Below are 19135 nucleotides of genomic sequence, written 5' to 3'. Positions count from 1 at the left end.
GAATGAAAGAGTGGTCAAAATACTTAGAGGATGTTTTCCTTATACTTGGAATGGTTTTAATTGCAATTGCATGTTTTAGAATATCAGTAAACACCGGGCTTTTTGTCTCAGGTGTTTTTTTCGTTTCCACTGCTTTTTTAATTAGCAGAATCACCCTGAATCAAAATAAAGAAGATGAAATAGACAGGGGTGAATGAATTTGTTATTACGAGGACGACCGAAGATTGAAAATCGTGTAGCGGAAGAAGATAGCGGGTCTCTATTGAGTCCTGCTAAGTGGTTTCGAAACATATTTGCTGGTGTTGAAACATCATCAGGGGAGCATGTATCTTCTGAGAATGCGATTTTACACCCAGATGTGTACGCTTGCGTGAAAGTGCTTGCCGAAGATGCAGCCAAACTCCCTATAAAATTATTTCAGAGCAAAGAAGGAAGCGTAAAGACTATCCAAAACGACATTAGCAGGATGATTTTGCATAAGGTAAACCCGTATATGACCAGTTTTACGTGGAAAGCTCTTGTCATGTTGAGAATGGCAACGTGGGGAAACAGCTACAATCGTCTTGTCTATAATCGTGATGGGGATGTAGAAGCTATTTATCCACTAAATCCAGAATCAACAAATACAAATATTGACCCGGATACTGGGAAGGTTTGGTACTCAACTACGATCAATGGAAAGTATGTAGAACTGCACTATCATGAAGTCCTGCATTTCAAAAACCTATCTTTAGATGGCATCGTAGGTCAAACGCCTATATCAGTTATTCGAGATAATATCGGATCAAATAGGGCAGCCACAAAATTTAATGCTAAGTTTTACAAAAATGGCGGGGCACCGTTTGGTGTAATCAAAACACCGACTTTGTTGAATAGAGAGAGTAAGAAGGTTCTTAGAGAAGATTGGGAAGAAGTCAATTCAGGTCAATCCATTGCGGTACTTGATGCGGGTCTTGATTATTCACAAGTAACAATGCCTATGAAAGATGCTCAATTCATTGAATCTATGAAATGGAATCGTCAGCAAATAGCCTCCATCTATAAAGTGCCACCACATAAAATTGGAGAATTAGATCGGGCAACCTTTTCGAATATTGAACAGCAGTCTTTGGATTACGTGAAAACAACCCTGCAGCCTATCGTGACAAATATTGAACAAGAATTGAACGATAAAATTCTTACTCCTGCTCAATTAAAAGAAGGCTTTTATTTTAAATTCAATTTAGAAACAGAATTACGTGGAGACAGTAAAACAAGAGCTGAATTTTACGAAGTCATGCAGCGTGTCGGGGCATTCACTATTAATAAAATCCTAGAAAAAGAGGATATGACAGGTATTGGCGAAATCGGTGATGAGCATTTTGGTAATTTGAATCTAGTTCCCCTTTCAATCATGAAAGAATATCAGTTAAGCAGGGTGAGTAAGAGGAATCTGAAAGGGGGTGACGGAGATGAAGAAAAACAAGAAGTATTGGAACATGAAGCCACTGAATGATGTTTCTGCAGAAATAACTTTGTATGGTTCCATTACTGGAGAAGGTTGGTTTAGTGAAAGTTCTTCTAAAGCATTTCAAGCAGATTTGAAAGATTTGGGCGAAGTCGCCGAAATTGACCTTTATATTAATTCACCGGGTGGTGATGTATTTGAGGGACAAGCCATTCACTCGATGCTGCAGCGGCATAAAGCGAAGATAAATGTTTATGTTGATGCACTAGCAGGAAGCATAGCTTCTGTCATTGCAATGGCTGGCGACACTATTACGATGCCGAGTAATTCAATGATGATGATCCATAACCCTTACATGGGTATGATCGGTAATGCTACGGAATTTAGAAAAGCTGCAGAAGACTTGGACAAAATCACTGACAGCATTGTTTCAACCTATTTGGCAAAGGCAGGAGAGAAACTAGAAGAATCGACCTTGCGTGACCTTTTAGATAATGAAACATGGTTAACAGCTGATGAGGCGTTGCAATATGGGTTAGCTGATGCAGTCACCGAGGAGAAGAATGTTGCAGCTCAGATAGATGAGAACATTGTTTCTCAGTTCAAAAACATACCTGCTAAAATCGTTGCAAAACTAACCAAAGAACCTGAAAGAAATCAAGAGAACATCATCAGCTTGAGACAACAACAGAATGCCATACATGCAGCACTCCTAGAAATCTAGGGGTGCTTTTTTATGGGAAATTTGAGGAGGAAACCATTTTGGGAAAATCAAAAACACAGAATAAGTTGCTGCGTCTGCCTATCCAATTCTTCGCTAAGGAAGGTATGACAGTAAAAGAAAGAGAACTACGCCAAGCTTTAGCAGAAAAACGCGATAAGATCATGGCCCTAAATGATGAGGGCAAGGTTGATGAAGCGAAAACAATGCTTGCTGAGGCGCAGGTTTTGAAAGAACAAATTCAAAACTACGAAGAGATGCGAAATATGTACGTTGGGTACGGTGATGAGGAGCATCTTGATGATCAGGGTGTTAAATCGCAAGTTGTTTCAAACGATGTCAGCGGTAAACAAGTATTAAATCATACAGAATTGTTTGCAGATGCCATTCTAAAAGGAAGAGCGCCTGCACCACTGGCTGCAATGAAAGAGTCTGTGGATGAAGATGGAGGCTTAATTGTTCCAGAAGACATCACGACGAAAATCACTGAAAAACGACGTCAGTTTGATTCTTTAGCAAATCTAGTAGATATTATTCCAGTTAGTACGAACAAAGGTGCTAGAACTTACGAAAAGTATGCTGATATGACACCTTTAGTTGATGTAGACGAATTAGAAGATATTGATGAATTAGAAAATCCTAAATTTGAGCGAATTAAATATGTCATCAAGGATCGTGCGGGTATTTTAGTTCTTTCAAATGATTTATTGAGTGATACAAGAGAAGCACTCATGGAGTTCTTAGTCAATTGGTTAGGAAAAAAATCAGCTGTTACTAGAAATGTGAATATATTAAAAGTGTTAGAAACACTTAAAAAACAATCTATTTCTTCCACTGATGACATTAAAGATATTACTAACGTTACTCTTGATCCAGCTATTGAAGAAACAACTATCTTCGTAACAAATCAATCAGGATTTAACTATCTTGATAAATTAAAAGACAAAAACGGAAATTATCTTTTACAACCAGATCCAACGAACAAAACCAAGAAATTACTGTTTGAAAAAACTGTTCATAAAATCTCAAACAAATTCCTTCCGAATGGCGGAACTAAGAGTAACCCGAAATATCCATTAATTATCGGTGATTTGAAAGAAGCAATTAAGCTCTTTGATCGACAACAGTATTCGATTAAATCTACTGATGTAGGTGGGAAAGCCTTCTATCGAAACTCAACAGATGTAAGAGTTATTCAAAGGGATGATGTCGCGTTAGCAGACGAGGAAGCAATTGTTTTTGCAGAATTTACTGGAATTGAAGTCATTGAGCCGCCTGAAAAAGATGAAGACAAAGCTGTAGACGCTGGAAAATAAACAAAAAATGAAAGGAATGGATTAATCATGGCTAAAGATTTTTTGAATGAAAGTAATGGAGTATTAACATCTGCAGAGGCGGACGCTGATGGAAAACCTATCACGCCTGTTTATCTGAAAGGAAACAGTGAAGAAAATCCTCTTATTGTTAAGGGATTAAAAGGTGATACCGGTGAACAAGGTCCAAAAGGAGAAAAAGGCGATCCGGGAGAGCAGGGGCCGAAAGGAGATAAGGGTGACGCTGCAGTATTAGAGTCTGGCTCTGTTAAAAATGAACATCTAGGTGATGGTTCAGTTAATTCTCGGACAATCGGTAAAGGTAGTGTCAAATGGGACAATATCAATTCAGAAGTACAGAAAATGATCACTGACCTTCAAGAAAAAGTCGAAGCAATAGAAAACCCAAAATCTGAATAAAGGTGATGCCGGATGACTGAGGCAGAGCAAAAAGAGCTTGAAAAAGCGAAAAAATACCTCCGCATTGATGGTGATGCGGAGGATGATTTGATTTTACATTTCATCGCTGCAGCAAAGGAGTACATCACGAATGCAACGGGTTTAAAATTCCCTAACAATTTAGCGCAAGCAGAGTTGGCGGTCATGTCATTTACAACTCACTGGTATGAGAATAGGCAAATATCCGGCACGACATCAAATCTTGACGGGGTGCTCACAACAATGGTCAATCAACTCAAATACTTGGTTGTGGACGGTGAAAAAGATGCTGAATGACATGAGACATCGCATTCAGTTTCAACAGAAAAAAGAAAAGAAACGTTTGCCTGTGGACGGTGACAATGGCTGGGAAACCGTGGTTGAGTGCTGGGCCAAAGCAGAGGGGTTAAATGGCGCTGAATATTATGCTGCAGCTGCTATCCAAAAAGAACATACAATCAAGTTCACCATTCGCCACCGGGAAGACATTGACGAACATATGAGACTCTTATTCAAAGGGAAAACTTACGAAATTGAGTCTATATTACCGAATCATTCAAGGCTTCATTTCCTCACAGTTAGGGCAAAGGCGGTGAAGTGATGTTTAATTTACAAATCGATGGCTTAGAGGAATTAGAAAATGCCATTGGAAACATGCAAAGAAAAGTGAGCAAAATGCATAAAGAAGCTCTCACAGCTGGAGCAACAGTCATAAAAGATGAACTGCACCCAAACACACCGAGATCAGACAAGGCCCAAAAACACATGCAGGATGATCTTGATATTACCCGGCTTCGCACTGATGGTGACGGAGTGAAATATGTGGCTGTTGGCTGGCCGAAATCCAAGTCACGTAAGGACACGCAGTGGAGAATTCATTTCCCTGAATTCGGTACCTTACATCAGCCGGCGCAAAAATTTTTTGCGAGAACTGTCGATGCGAAATGGGATGAAGCTATACGAAGAGTAGCAGACAAATACCGACAGGCGCTGAGTAAATTATGATCAATCAAAACTTAATAAGGCGTGCAGATACTTGCAAGAATGCCATTTTTGAAGCGTTGGAGAATGATCCAGCGCTTTTGTTTTTAATAGACAAAGATGACATCTATGAGCTTGCGGTGCCAGAGGGTACAAAGTCTAGTCCACCATATGTCGTGCTGCAAGAAATCAACTACAAACCAATTAAATGGGCTGATAACAGACCCATACAAGATAGCGCAACCTATCAAATAGATGTTTATCACAATGCCGATGCACAAACCATCATGGCTGCAATTGGTGATGTGATGGAACGTTTAGATTTTGCGCCCACTATACCCATCAATGACTTTTTAGAGAAAGAAAGATTGATAAGAAAAGGGTATCGTTTTGAAAAAAATATAATACTAGGAGGCTAACTATGACTGAGTACAGTTCAGTAACTGGTCTAAAAAACGCTCGTTTTGCACCTCTGCAAAAACAAGGTAAATTCTATGTTCCAACCGAGGTTTTAAAATACGAATATGCAATGAATATGAAAGTGGAAACTGAAACATCAACTGAAAAGCAGTATGCAGATGACAAACTGGTTGATTTGGTTGTTTCTACAGGTTCTACAAAACTTGAAATTGAAATGCGGGATCTTCCTATGGAAATTCTTGCGAAGCTGTTAGGCATCGAGCAGGATGAAAACGGTTTGTACTTATTCAAAAAGAACATTATTCCACCGTGGGTTGCAATGACGTTTGAGGGACCGAAAGCAAACGGGAAGTCTCGTCATGTCGGTTTAGTAAAAGGGCGCTTTTCTTTACCGGGTGATGAGTGGAAAACGAAAGAAGAAAAAACAGATTTCCAAACAGTTAAATTGTCAGCGGAATTTGTAGATCGTGAGCAGGATGACGTTTTCAAGGTTGTAACTGATGAAGATGCTGAAAACTTTAATCTTGATGCTTTTTACAAATCAGTTTTTGGTGATGCATACAAAGATGGCAAAACAGAAAACAGCAGCAGCGTTGATATTGGAAAAGGTGCTTAAGAGGGCTGAAAAGCTCTCTTTTTTAATTGGAAAATAAAAAATAAGGGGGAGTCACTATGACTCAAAAACAAATTTCTATCTCTATTTGGTTCGAAGAAGAAAAAAAGCACAAAACGTTTATTGCGCCACGAACAAACGCAAAAACTCTCTATGAGGCTTTTGATTTAGATGAAAAAGCAGCAGCAGCGGAGAATGCAAAAGAGATTGTTAAAAGCATGAATGAACGAATCAAATTCATTGTACGTGTATTTCAGAATCAATTTACTTACGATCAGTTTCTAGAAGGCTTTCAATCTTTTGAAATTGCGGATGCAGTAAGAAAAATCATGATGGAAATCATGGGATTTAAAGTGGCGGAAACGCAGGAAGAAAAAGATTTTTTGCCCGACATGAAGGCGTAGATGAGCCATTAAAAAATGGCAAAGATCAATTAAATAAAATCTATACCACTTTACTTGAGCAAGGTTGGAAGATGCATGAAATTGATCAAATGGATATTTTTCATTTCTTAGAATTGAACGCTGAATCTAGCACTAGCAAAACAAAAGAAGTAACGATTGATCAAATATTCTAAGTCTTGAAATCCACGTCAGGGAAGCGGGGTGGTACATAAATGACTCAAGCAATTGGCAATATGGTCGCCAAAGTCAATCTGGATGATTCGGGTTTTAATAGAGGTATAACAGGGCTTCAAAGGCAATTGAGATTGACCAACTCTGAAATGAAGGCATCTGCGGCCATTTATAAAAATACTGGTGATAAGTCAAAGCAATTACAATCACAAGTAGAGGGACTTAACAACAAATATCGTCTTCAAGGGCGAATTGTTCAAGAACACCGAAAACGATATGAACAGCTTGTCAGGGAAAAGGGCCGTGATGCGCGAGAAACACAAATACATGCCCGAAAACTGAATGACTCCATCGCTGTTCATCAAAAGCTAGAAAAAGAATTACGAGATGTATCTAAAGAATTTGAGCATTTGCAAAGCACCAGCAATAAAGCAGCTGGTGTTTTTTCTGTTTTTAAGAAGAACGCTGGGGAAGTATCAGAAGAGTTGCAATCTGTCTACTCTGCTGCGGGAATGGCAGGGAAGGCATTAACAGGTATCGGTGTAGCAGGCACCGTCGCAATAGGTGGAGCTGTTAAAGTGGCCGCAGACTTTGAAAAGGCGATGAGCAGGGTCGGTGCTGTAGCAAATGCATCGAATGACGAGATGGGCCGTCTCACAGAAACTGCACGTCATTTAGGAGCTACTACACAATTTACCGACGGACAAGTTGCCGAAGGAATGCAGTACCTTGCAATGGCTGGTTATAAGACAAATAACATTATCGGCGCCATGCCGGGCTTGCTTGCTACTGCGGCAGCAGGGCAAACAGATTTAGGTGTAACAGCAGATATTGTATCTGACATCCTCACAGAGTTTCATATTGCTGCAGAAGATACAAACCGGGTAGCAGATGCAATGACCTACACGTTCACCAATTCAAACGCCACACTCCAACAGATTGGACAGACAATGAAATACGCTGGCCCTGCGGCAAAAACTGCAGGTGTCAGCATGGAAGAGTTAGCGGCCGCAACGGGTATCATGGCGAACAGTGGAATCAAGGCAGATATGGCAGGTACCGCATTACGATCCACACTAACAAGGCTTGCGGCACCTCCAAAGCCAGCTGGTAACGCAATTCACGAGCTTGGTCTTAGTATCACGGATGCAAATGGCCGCATGAAACCTTTATCAAACATCATAGATCAGATTAATGAAAAGACGAAAAACTATACGGAAACCGAAAAAATCCGTATCGCAAAGCAATTGGCTGGTCAGCATGCTTTATCTGGTTTTATCACTCTGCTTCATGCGGGCGGTGATAAGATCGACAAATTCACCAAACAGATAGAAAACAGTGGCGGTGTCGCTGAAAAAGTGGCAAAAGGTCAAATGGACAACCTTGCTGGGTCAATGGAATACCTCAAATCCGCAGCAAATAATGCTGTCATTTCATTAGGAAATCAATTTATTCCAGTGATTCGATCCACAACAGATGTGTTAACAAAAGTTGTGAATTGGTTTGATCACCTGCCTCCTTCTGTTATGCAAACAATTGCCGTGACTGGCGCAGCTGTCACAGCTTTCAGTCTTTTAGGTGGGGCTTCTTTATTGTTATTGAGTGCCATTCCTAGAATGGCCGAAGGATGGAGAGTGCTTAGAACTGCTGGCACGTATCTGACAGGCACTGTCAGAGGATCATCAGCAAGTCTAGGAGTATATACGACACAAGTTACTGCAGCGGGTGTGGCTTCGCGAACTGCAGCAACTGGTATCAATACAGCTGCAGCATCAACGGCCGTTATGTCCACTCGTATGGGACGTTTACAACAAAACACTGGTCTAGCGACTACACGCATGGGCCGTCTAAATCAAACGGCCACAAGAACATCAAGGACAATGCGTGGTCTTGGCGGTGCGTCTCGAATTGCTGGCGGCGGTTTAATGATGTTTGGTGGGCCAATGGGTATGGTTGGCGGTCTTGCGCTCTCTTTTCTTCCTGAGATATTCAAATTCGGTAAAGGTATAGTCATGGCGGGGGTAAACGCAGTAAAAGGTGCAGGAGGATTTGTGAAACTTGCAAAGGGTGGTTTTGGCCTGTTTAACATCCTCAAAAAAGGCGCAGGTGTTGTGAGTTTATTTAGAGGCGGCTTATCGTTGCTTGGTGGTCCAGTTGGATTGTTGATAACAGGAGTTACGCTTCTAGGCGAAGCAGGGTTTAAATACTATGACAACTTGCAAAAACGAGTCTTGCCAGCAACTATAGACTTTGGTGATAAAGTATCTGAATCCACTTCTAAAGCTGTAAATGCTTATTCGGATATGGAGACAAAAGCCAATGCTAAATTAAATAGCCTTTATCTCAATCAAACTAAGATAACGGATAATATAGCTGACAACATGAATAAGCGATTTTCAAAAATGGCTGACACCATAAAAAAAGGCTATCAAGATAGTGCTGACAAGTCTCTAGACGTTTTAGGAGATTTCTATTCAAAGAATAATTCACTTAAAAAGAAAGATGAGGAAAACATCCTTAATAAAATCAAAACAGGCAACGAAAAGAAGCAGAAGCAAATAGAAAAGTACGAGAGCCGAGTCAAAAAAATATATGACAAAGCAGCAAAAGAACATCGATCGCTCACCCAAAAAGAATGGGATGAAGTCAAGGGCATTACTCAAAAGATGAGTAAAGAAGTTGAAACGGCTCTGACAAAGAGCAAAGATGAGCAAACACTCATTTCTAAAAAGCTAAAAGAAGAATCGTCTACTTTGTCTGCGAAGCAAGCTGCCGCAACGGTGAAAAATAGTAAATCCGCAAAAGACAAAGTCGTTAGTAATGCTGAAAAACAATACAAAGCAGTTGTGAAAGCTGCAGATGACCAGTATTACGTCAAAGGTACTATTACCAAAAAGGAACATGATGCGACAGTTAAAGCTGCAAAAGATCAAAAAGATAAAACAATAGATCAGGCTGAAAAAAGTCATAAAGGTGTAGTAAAAGAAGCGAAAAAACAAGCAGATGGACATATCGAGCAAGTTAATTGGGAGACTGGCGAAGTGCTAGGTGGCTGGAATACATTCCTTGTTGACTTAGCTGGTGTCGTTAATACGATTACTGGCGGTATCAATAAAGTCCTCGAATTCATGAACATGAAGACAATTCCTGAGTGGAAACCAAGTGGACACAATGGGAAGAAAAAGGCCATGAATGTTGCACCCGGTAAGGCATATGCAAAAGGCACTGACTACCATCCGGGCGGTCGTGCATTGGTCGGTGAGGAAGGATATGAGCTTGCTCACACTCCTGGCATCGGAACATACATGGTCGGTGTTGGCGGTCCTCAAATTTGGGATTTACCTCGTGGAACATCGGTTTTGCCACATGACCAGACTAAAAAAATCACTTCGCAGGGTTTGCCGGGTTATGCTGGCGGTGTTGGTGATTTCTTTAAAAAGGGTGCAAAAAAAGCTGGTGCAGTAGTCGGCAAGGTGAAAGATTTCGGATCTGATATCTTTGACCTTGTGATGGCTGGCCCAAAGAAAATTATCAGCAATATATTTGGCGGTCTAATTCCTTTTAAAACTGGTAAAGGAATAGATGGTCTTGGAACAGGTATCTTAAAGACAATTCAAAAAGGCGCTTTAGGATTTTTAACAAAATCATTAGGTGATTTTGGAGGGGACGGAGGATCATTCAAAGGTGTAGGTGGTAGTGCTGCGGTCAAAAAGTGGGTTGCGCAGGCTATCAGCATCACTGGAATTTCTCCATCCTATGCAAAAGCATTAGAAACCATTGCTATGAAGGAATCAAGTGGAAACCCGACCTTAGTTAACCGATGGGATAGCAACGCCAGAGCTGGTCATCCATCACAAGGGCTTATGCAATTCATACCAAGCACATTTGCTGCTTATAAAAAGCCCGGATATGGAAACATCAAACATCCAGTTCATCAAATTGTTGCTGCAATTAACTATCTTAACAAGCGTTATGGCGGTATCTATAACCATCCGGGATTAAAGTCTATGGCGCGCGGTGGCCCTTACATCGGTTATGCATCTGGTGGTGTGATTGACAATCATCAGATCGCTCAATTAGGGGAAAATGGCTGGCGAGAATATGCTATCACGACTGAGCCTAAGTATCGTAAACGCTCTTTACAGTTATACTCTAACCTCGGTAAAGAGCTTGGAGTGCCTAGTTTTGGAGATGGTATGATCTCCACGGCTTTACAGATGCTTGATCGCATTAGTAACAAAGCAGACAAGTCTCAGAGCAGGCAGCAAGATGGATCTGATATGAGACAGATGATCGAGAATCAAAACAAGCAAATTGGTCTTATGGCTCAACAAATAGACCTGCTGTCTCAAGGGTTAATGATGATGCAAAAAGGCTTTGAACAATTAATTTCAAAAGATAGCAACAACTATATGGACGGTCGAAAGCTTGATCAAACGACAGGTGAACGTTTTAGAAAAGAAGCATTTATGAGTGGGGTGAGGTAATGGAGTTATATATTGATTTTAACAATGGATTGGGTGAGCAAAGTCTAAATGACTTGCTTCCTCATTTCCATCCGTTAAGCCTGACACCTGCCTCACCAATCGTAGAATTTGAGACGGTGTCATTACAACGAATTAACGGTATTGTATTGCCACAACATCCGCGGGATGTGAAGTACAAAGAAAGACAGATTCAGCTTGAAATATATATGAACTCAATCATTGCTGAAAATTTCTACAGCTATAGAAGTGAACTATATGCTTTATTAGTTAAACCGTTCCCATACTACATCTCATGTGACCTGCTTCCGAACAGAAGATTTTTAGTGACGTGTGAGGGGAATTTCACTACTCCGAAGGAAAAAGAAAAGAACCATGTTGTTTTTAGCGTTGAATTCACCGATGTTTTGGGTGCTGCTGAATCAAAATACACTTCATTGAATCCGCAGGTGTTTGACGGTGAGTTATGGAGTCCGGGGATGAACATTGGAATGCGAGACGAACCACAATATTCATTCAAAAATAAGGATAGATTTAGCGTTTTTAACATAGGCCATTTTGCAATTAACCCTTTGAGACATGACTACCAAGTCTCTTTAAGGGCAAAAGGTAAAAATGTCACTATCATTAATCGAACGACAGGCGAGAAATTAAAAATTGAAGGTGAACTAAAAAAATCTCAAAAGGTGTCCTTTATAAAACAATATACTGTTGTCGGCAAGAAACGCCTCAAGACATCTGGTAGACTTCCATCACTTGATATCGGCAGAAATGACTTTGAAATTCAAAACGCAAGTGACATTGAAATTGTGTTTGACACAAGGTTCTATTATGCATAAGGAGGGATGACATGGCTGCGGTTGACTTTATCAAGAAATTAGCACCGGGAGCGAAAAAGGTCCAAAAAAAATACAAGGTGCTTGCAAGCCTAGTCATCGCTCAAGGCTGTCTTGAGAGTGGTTTCGGATCAAGCGATCTATCTAAACAGGCCTATAACCTTTTTGGAATTAAAGGGACTTATAACGGCAAATACGTGTTGATGTGGACTAAAGAGCAGGATAAACAAGGGAACGAAACCAGAGTACAAGCACCATTTAGAAAGTACCCGTCTTTTGCCGAAAGTCTTGAAGATTTGGGGAGTCTTTACACTAGGCTCAGTCGGTATAAGGCAGTGTTTGGAGAAAAAGACTATCAAAAGGCTACTGCTGCTGTTGCAAAAGGTGGTTACGCCACTGACATCAACTATGCAATGAAATTAAACAGCATAATCTTCACTTACAAACTCACACAATATGATAATGATGATGGTCTACCAGAGGAACCGAGTGAACCAGAAACACCGACTGGCCCTGATTACCCAAGCAGGGAATACGATGGGGTAGACATACCACTCAATCAAAATTTGCCGTCTGATGTGGATTTTCCACAGCTGCATGTTTCAAGCAAGGATGGAAAGGATGTCATAGAGATCACTGGTGTGTCTGTGGACTTCACAGCCGATCCAACAGGTAAAAAAACGTTCAGTTTTACACTGCCGCGCACGCAGGAAAATGCCGCAGAGTTTGAGCTGTTGGTTGTGGACAACATTTTATATCTTGATGAAAAGAAATATAATCATCAGAAATACTACATTACAAATGTGAGTCTACATCAAGAAAATGGGATGCTTACAAAAACGGTTACTGCTGCACATATCTTCTCAGTCCTGTTGATTAATAACAGAATCGAAAAAACAGTTTCTAAGAAATTAAGCGTTAAAGAGGCGCTTGATATTGCACTTAAAGGTACTGATTTTAAATACGTTATCCACGCAAAAGATGGAGAAATTCCAGCTGCGGAGCAGGAGAACTTCGGTGAGAAGAATTCCACAGAGCTTATGGATGAAATCATCGAAGATTATGACATAGAGTTAGACGTGGATAATTACAAAATCCATGTTTACAAAAAGATGGGCCAAGAAATAGACTTTGTGCTTGATAGTCGCTATAACATGCCGGGGATCACAATCACAACAGATTCCCAGAATTGTACCACTCGTGCATGGGGATATGGCGCACAAAAAGAAACAGAGTCCGTCTCTCAATCAAAGGATGACAAAACAACAGAAGATGAAAAAGAGGCAACAAAAGATGAAGAGAAAGAACCTGAGTATGTATTTGAACCAGTTCTTTATATTCATCCTGATGAAGACAAATTTCTCATTGAAGGTAAACCGCGCTGGGCGGAGCCGATTAAAGATGAGAGATATAAAAAATCCAGCAGCATCATTTCAGCATTAAAAAAGCATGTAAATCCATATCCTGAAATGACAGTAGAGGTTGAGTTTCAGAAAATATATGAGCCAAAACTTCTTGAAATTGAGCAGGATTTTTGGTTAGGTGACACGATCCATGTTATTGCCGACACTGCAGACGGAATAACCTTCGAGGACGATTTGAGAGTTGTATCAATACAACATAACCCTCTCAATCCGTATAGCAGCCCAACGATAACGTTTGCGAACTTCCGCAAGGACATACAAAGGATAACAGTGGATCAAGTAAAACAAGTGAAGAACTTACAACGATATATAAATGACATGCTCAAGACGCTTAGATAGGGTCTTTTAATTTTGCCAAAAAGGAGAGTGAGAAAATGGTAAGGCTGAGAAAAAACTATGATACTACTCGAAACTCAAGATATGCTCATCAATTAGGCGAAGATATGCAGAAGATCGAGGACAGCTTAAATGAAAACGCTGCTGATTTAACGAGACATAAAGAGAGTGATAATGCTCATCTTTCAAGTCAAATCAAACATGGTTTATTTACTGTCGCTAATCAGTTAGACAATCTATGGTCGCGAGTAGTTAATTTGGTACTAAATCATGATGGTGATGATGTAAAAGAGGTAGTAGACACCCGTGTTGCCCTTGACGCAAGCATTCACAAAACTGTAAAAGACAGATTAGATTATGACTTTGGTTTGATCATAAGTCGCTTAGATCGGCAGCCTGACATAAACGTATTAGACTTGGGCGCTGATCCAACTGGCAAATATGAATCTGCATTTGCCATTCAAGCAGCGTTAGACCGAGCAAAAAAAGGTAAAAGTGTCAGAGTGATCGTGCCGCCGGGTGCTTACCGTCTAGGAGCGACGTTAGTCAATTGGGGTAATACTTGGTTTGATGCTAAGGGTGCCTATTTGCTAAATTATCACGGCAAGACGATGATGACTAATGGTGACGGAACAGTTGATTACTTTGGTTATGAGGGAAACGGAAATATGTATTTTGACGGTGGCACGTGGGAATGTAGGGGCGCCGAATTTACAACAAAAAACAACTGCTTTTCTTTCGGACATGCTAAGAACATTTATATTAGAAATTCTGCTTTTAAGGATGTCAGCGGTTATCATGCGATAGAATTTAACGCTTGTCAAAACTTTAAAGTGTTAGATTCAGATTTTTATGGATTCGTAGACCATGACGGCTCAAGATATTTCTCCGAGGCAATTCAGGTAGACCTTGCACAAAGAAAAGAAGTATTCGGCGCTTTTGGCGCTTATGACTTCACGACTTGCAAAGACGGACTAATTCAAGGCTGTAACTTTGGCAAATCTAACACACCAGGTACGCAAGCGTGGCCGAGAGGTGTCGGTTCTCATTCTTCCACCATAGGCTACTGGCATGAAAACATAAGAGTTAAAGATTGCTTATTTGAGGATATGGAAGGTTGGGCCATTCGCGGCTACAACTGGAATGTCACTGACATTAAAGATAACACCATGCGAAACTGTAGATTTGGTATAACAGTCAGCGCCATTGATCCAGCAAATAAACACCATACGTTGAACAACAAATTTGAGCAAATGTCACGTTCACAGTCCTTTAGACATGTTCACGTCTCAGGTAACACGATATTAGACACAAGGGAAAACGAAGCGATTTATATTCGTGGTATTAACGACGAATCAGGATTTGTGAGAAATGTTAATATCCAAAACAACATTATTGATGGTGTTGGTGGTACAAACGAAGCTGGCATCAGATTGGATGCCATCAGAAATGGCATTGTATCGGGTAATCAGATTTCGAACACATCAGGAGATGGGGTTCTGATGAATGATTGCGTAGGAATGACGGTATCAGGCACTAATCAAATTAGTTTTATCGGTCGGGATGGTATTGCAGCTTTCGGTGATTCTTCTGATTTAAGTATTACATCAAATATCGTAAGAAGACCTAAGCGATACGGCATTGAAATATCAGGCGTGCTTTTTGGTGAAGTTTCAGATAACACTGTTACAGGAGCCGGACATGGTGAACATGGAAAGTATGAAGCCATTAGAATTGCAAACGGAGCAAGAGATATACTTCTTGCAGATAACAAGTGTCGATCTATATCAACATTAACGAAATTAGCAAGAGCGGGGATTTACATTACTTCCTCTGTTAAAGGAATTGTTAGACATGGAAACTACTGCAAGGGTGACTGGACAATCAGCGGCATCGTAGACAATTCTAAAAATCCAAAAACGGATGCAAAGGACGTGGCGTAGTGTATTTGATCATGGATAAATATAGGTTAGAAGTGGCTTCGGCTTTTGTGTCGGGGGAGGATGTCACTGCTTATGACTTTGAAGGAAACCGAGTAATCCAGCTTGAGGGAGTCAACTTTGACAACGTGTATTTATTAGACGGGGACGGCCAAAGAGTTGAATTTTCACAAATCGCGACAGTAAGTCAGAGTGAAATAGAAGAAATGCGAAACCTTATTAAAACTCTGAATGATAAGGTTCTGCAGCTAGAAAAGGAGGGTAGGCAATGACCAATAAAATATACAAAAATGGTTCGCTATCCTTTGTCATAGATGCTTACAATCAAAGCGTCTATGATTCTAAAATCATTTTTTCAACTCAAGATGTAGGCACAGCTAGATTAATATTCAAGCTGCGTAAAGATGGTATGCCTCTCCCCTTATCAGCTGTAGAGGGTAAGTTAGTATTGTTATTCTCCAATGGGTCAAAGCACATTAGAAACATCTTGGTGTCTGACAAAGTGGAAGGGATAGCCGAATACATTTTAAACGATGAAGAGATTAAGCTATATGGAAATGTACAAGCCTCCTTAAATCTTTTCTACAGCAATGGTCAATCCCTTTCTGTACATGAGTTTACATTTTCAATAAAAAAGAACTTAATAGATGAAAATATTGTTCCAGCTGCAGAATATTACATCGACCATTTTGACTCGTTGAAATTAAAAATAGAGCAAAAATCAGCGGAGCTTGAAGCAGAAATAAAAAAGCGCACCGATGTAATGCAGGGAAACATTGACGAGACTACAAAAGACCTGCAGGTTCAGCTAGACAGGATGAAAGAAAAACTTGACGATCTTGATTCTTTGGAAACAAAAAAAGGTGCTCAAGATAAAGCTGACACAGCTCTGAAAACTGCAATTACTGCAGCTAAAGAAAAGGCGAACCAAGCATTATCTGATGCACAGAAGTACACTGACGATTTATCTAAAAAAGCCCAGATGTATAAATTGACGACAGATTCAGGATATAGACAAGCAGTGCCAAATACAATCGGAGGCACTAATTTGTTAGAGTTACCACCCGGTTTCTATTATGGAGCAGGCCAGTATTTCACCAATCTACCAACTACAAATGATACATCTTGGTTTAACGTTGATGTATTTACAACAGGTATTAGGAAAAACTTTCATGTCAGCCGGAGCGCTGATAATACACATTGGGTCGGAACAATTCATACAGACGGGACGTTTCGGGGATGGAAAAGAATACTAACAGTAGAAGATGTGGCAAACAGCACTTATGTTGATACCTATGATCAAGATAATTCATCCGTTTCCGCTGCTGAAAATGTAGCGACAAAGCTTGTTTTTGGGGCAACACGAGCAGATGATTTATCAGAGTATAATCGGACTCGTGCTGAAATCACACTGAAAAATAGTGGTCTTTATTTGATCAGGCTTTATATAACTAGCACAAACATTACAGTTGGATCGGATAATATTTTATCGTGCTATGTGAATGGAACAGAATTTCAACGTTTTGGAAACTGGAATCCAGCAACATCATCAAGTACATGCGTGCTTTATTTATTACAAAAATTTAAAGCTGGCGATAAGGTAACTTTTTATATAACGCCAAGAGGGACCAACAAAACAGTATCAATAAATACATCATACGTTACCATGTCTCGGTTGAGATAGGAGGCAAAGGGATGAATAAGGCACTAGCGATCAAATATCTGTACCCTTATGCAGAGTTAGGTAGAGATTATTCAGTACGGGATGACGGAGAAGGGCAGTTTATAGACAAATGGTCTTTAGACGATCCTATGCCTTCGGACGAAGTATTGGAAGCCGCGTGGAATGAGTATCTATCCGAGAGTAATGAAAAGCCGTTATCAAATGTTGAAAAACAATTACTGGTTCTAGGAGAGCAATTGGCGCTAGAAAAAATAGCACGTCAACAGTCGGATAGAATGAATACAACGTTGGGGCAAAAACTTGCAGAAATGCAATTAGAAATCCTTAAATTAAAGGGAGGGTTTACAGATGAATCTTAATTTTTGGGTTTTAGCCTTATTTTATAAATGGACTTCAACTGCAATGGTTAAACAGGCAATGTCCTTTGATGACTGTACTATTAAAGATTTAGAAGACGGCATTCAACAGGGGTATGTTACGCCGGAACAATATGAAGAGATCACAGGATTGAGGTTCGATAAGCCTGCTGTCTCAGTGGATTTAGGAACAACAGCATCTTAACAGGTGCTTTTTATTTTGCCTTCTTAAAGGAGGTGATTAACGAAATGGAGGAAACGATAGTGTTTATTAACTTTGAAACTTTAGATTTAGCGAAGACTTATTTATTTGGCGGAGTGAAATTTTTGGACTTGCTCTTGCTGCTAAGTGTTATTGACGTTTTGACGGGTATTATCAAAGCTTGGAAGATCGGTAAGCTGCGAAGCCGCACAGCATGGTTCGGTTACGTTCGTAAAATGCTTAGTTTTGTTGTCGTGATTGTTGCTAACATCATTGATCAGATCATGGGATTAAACGGAGTGCTAACCTTTGGTACAGTGCTTTTTTATATCGCAAACGAAGGGCTTTCCATCGTGGAAAACCTTGCACAGATCGGCGTGAAAATCCCAACTTCTATCACAGATCGTCTTCATGTGATCGAGTCTGACAGCCAAAAAGAAAATGAGAAAAAGAAAGCTGCTGAGTAATCGGCGGCTTTTTTCTATATAAAAACAAATTAAGGAGTAGATAAGAATGGCAATCAAAGTGAAAAAGAAAATGGTTCCATCCAGCAGATACGGTTTAAAATGTCCTAACAAAATGAACGCAGAATACATCACAATCCACAATACAGCGAATGACGCAGCAGCTGAAAATGAAATTAACTATATGATCAATAACACAAGTTCGACGAGTTACCATTTTGCAGTGGACGATGAAGAGGTGATTCAAGCTATTCCGTTAGATCGCAATGCGTGGCATTCAGGTGATGGCACAAATGGTACTGGTAACCGCAAGTCCATTGCAATTGAAATTTGTTATAGCGAGTCTGGAGGTGCTAGATACAAGGCTGCGGAAAAGCTGGCCATTCAATTTGTGGCGCAGTTACTTAAAGAACGTGGTTGGGGTGTTGATCGAGTACGCAAGCATCAAGACTGGAATGGGAAGTATTGTCCGCACCGTATCCTTAGTGAAGGTAGGTGGAACTCATTTAAAGCGGCCATTGAAAAAGAGTTAAAGGCGCTTGGTGGAAAAACTTCATCTTCCGAGCCTAAGAAAACAACCTCAGCAACAACACCTAAGAAAAAAGCATCTAAGAAGGTGTACAAGCTCCCAACAGGCATCTTTAAGGTAAAAGCACCTTTGATGAAAGGGGACGCTGTAAGGAGAATCCAAGAAGCACTAGCAGCACTCTATTTCTATCCTGATAAAGGAGCGATCAACAATGGAATCGATGGGTACTACGGACCCAAGACTGCGAATGCAGTGTCTCGATTTCAAATGATGCATGGGTTAACCCCAGACGGCATCTATGGTCCGAAGACTAAAGCAAAACTCGAAGCACTCTTGAAGTAAACAGAGAAGCCCTTCCGTATTGGAGGGGCT

General features: G+C 40.3%; 20 protein-coding genes. All 20 read left to right on the top strand.

Annotation, left to right across the window (positions count from 1 at the left end; translation table 11 throughout):
- Positions 1-2: 2 nt before the first annotated feature.
- Positions 3-197, top strand: a complete 195-nt coding sequence (locus tag NSQ52_RS13130) for a DUF1056 domain-containing protein (RefSeq protein WP_144626667.1) — start codon at positions 3-5, stop codon at positions 195-197.
- A gap of 2 nt (positions 198-199) precedes the next feature.
- Positions 200-1495, top strand: a complete 1296-nt coding sequence (locus NSQ52_RS13125; protein WP_342473423.1) for a phage portal protein — start codon at positions 200-202, stop codon at positions 1493-1495.
- Positions 1452-2171: a head maturation protease, ClpP-related gene (locus NSQ52_RS13120; RefSeq protein ID WP_342473422.1), complete on the top strand. Its 720-nt coding sequence runs from the start codon at positions 1452-1454 to the stop codon at positions 2169-2171. Before NSQ52_RS13125 ends, NSQ52_RS13120 begins: the two co-directional genes overlap by 44 nt.
- A 38-nt stretch (positions 2172-2209) precedes the next feature.
- Positions 2210-3484, top strand: coding sequence for a phage major capsid protein (locus NSQ52_RS13115; RefSeq protein WP_334749976.1), 1275 nt, complete (start codon positions 2210-2212; stop codon positions 3482-3484).
- A 27-nt stretch (positions 3485-3511) separates the two neighbouring features.
- Positions 3512-3901 (top strand): collagen-like protein, encoded by a 390-nt coding sequence (locus NSQ52_RS13110; RefSeq protein ID WP_342473419.1) that lies wholly within the window; start codon positions 3512-3514, stop codon positions 3899-3901.
- Between the two features lie 12 nt (positions 3902-3913).
- Complete coding sequence (locus NSQ52_RS13105) at positions 3914-4216, top strand: head-tail connector protein (protein WP_099682823.1); 303 nt, start codon at positions 3914-3916, stop codon at positions 4214-4216.
- Positions 4206-4520 carry a phage head closure protein gene (locus NSQ52_RS13100; protein ID WP_342474116.1) on the top strand — a complete coding sequence of 105 codons (315 nt, stop codon included), beginning with the start codon at positions 4206-4208 and terminating at the stop codon, positions 4518-4520. Before NSQ52_RS13105 ends, NSQ52_RS13100 begins: the two co-directional genes overlap by 11 nt.
- The gene (locus tag NSQ52_RS13095; RefSeq protein ID WP_342473418.1) at positions 4520-4924 is read left to right on the top strand and encodes an HK97-gp10 family putative phage morphogenesis protein; all 405 of its coding nucleotides are present in this window, start codon (positions 4520-4522) and stop codon (positions 4922-4924) included. Before NSQ52_RS13100 ends, NSQ52_RS13095 begins: the two co-directional genes overlap by 1 nt.
- Entirely contained in the window at positions 4921-5319 is a 399-nt protein-coding gene (locus tag NSQ52_RS13090) for a DUF3168 domain-containing protein (protein WP_342473417.1), read from the top strand. Before NSQ52_RS13095 ends, NSQ52_RS13090 begins: the two co-directional genes overlap by 4 nt.
- A gap of 2 nt (positions 5320-5321) precedes the next feature.
- Positions 5322-5936, top strand: a complete 615-nt coding sequence (locus tag NSQ52_RS13085) for a major tail protein (RefSeq protein WP_342473416.1) — start codon at positions 5322-5324, stop codon at positions 5934-5936.
- A gap of 56 nt (positions 5937-5992) precedes the next feature.
- Entirely contained in the window at positions 5993-6337 is a 345-nt protein-coding gene (locus NSQ52_RS13080; RefSeq protein WP_057079045.1) for a hypothetical protein, read from the top strand.
- Between the two features lie 212 nt (positions 6338-6549).
- Positions 6550-10995, top strand: coding sequence for a phage tail tape measure protein (locus NSQ52_RS13075; RefSeq protein WP_342473415.1), 4446 nt, complete (start codon positions 6550-6552; stop codon positions 10993-10995).
- A complete protein-coding gene (locus tag NSQ52_RS13070) occupies positions 10995-11831 on the top strand; it encodes a phage tail domain-containing protein (RefSeq protein ID WP_342473414.1) in 837 nt (278 codons plus the stop codon). Before NSQ52_RS13075 ends, NSQ52_RS13070 begins: the two co-directional genes overlap by 1 nt.
- An 11-nt stretch (positions 11832-11842) precedes the next feature.
- Entirely contained in the window at positions 11843-13591 is a 1749-nt protein-coding gene (locus NSQ52_RS13065; RefSeq protein ID WP_342473413.1) for a phage tail spike protein, read from the top strand.
- Between the two features lie 35 nt (positions 13592-13626).
- Entirely contained in the window at positions 13627-15531 is a 1905-nt protein-coding gene (locus tag NSQ52_RS13060; RefSeq protein WP_342473411.1) for a right-handed parallel beta-helix repeat-containing protein, read from the top strand.
- 265 nt (positions 15532-15796) lie between these two features.
- Positions 15797-17212 carry a BppU family phage baseplate upper protein gene (locus NSQ52_RS13055; RefSeq protein WP_342473409.1) on the top strand — a complete coding sequence of 472 codons (1416 nt, stop codon included), beginning with the start codon at positions 15797-15799 and terminating at the stop codon, positions 17210-17212.
- An 11-nt stretch (positions 17213-17223) separates the two neighbouring features.
- Complete coding sequence (locus NSQ52_RS13050; protein WP_135226632.1) at positions 17224-17571, top strand: XkdW family protein; 348 nt, start codon at positions 17224-17226, stop codon at positions 17569-17571.
- Positions 17561-17773, top strand: coding sequence for an XkdX family protein (locus tag NSQ52_RS13045; protein ID WP_268431148.1), 213 nt, complete (start codon positions 17561-17563; stop codon positions 17771-17773). Before NSQ52_RS13050 ends, NSQ52_RS13045 begins: the two co-directional genes overlap by 11 nt.
- A 44-nt stretch (positions 17774-17817) precedes the next feature.
- The gene (locus tag NSQ52_RS13040; RefSeq protein ID WP_342473408.1) at positions 17818-18237 is read left to right on the top strand and encodes a phage holin family protein; all 420 of its coding nucleotides are present in this window, start codon (positions 17818-17820) and stop codon (positions 18235-18237) included.
- A 46-nt stretch (positions 18238-18283) separates the two neighbouring features.
- The gene (locus tag NSQ52_RS13035) at positions 18284-19105 is read left to right on the top strand and encodes an N-acetylmuramoyl-L-alanine amidase (protein WP_338705753.1); all 822 of its coding nucleotides are present in this window, start codon (positions 18284-18286) and stop codon (positions 19103-19105) included.
- Positions 19106-19135 lie beyond the last annotated feature (30 nt).

Source organism: Bacillus sp. FSL W8-1141 (assembly GCF_038593205.1).
Taxonomy (GTDB): domain Bacteria; phylum Bacillota; class Bacilli; order Bacillales; family Bacillaceae; genus Bacillus; species Bacillus altitudinis.
Note: the sequence above shows the minus strand (reverse complement) of the source record. Positions and strands in the feature narration are given on the sequence as shown.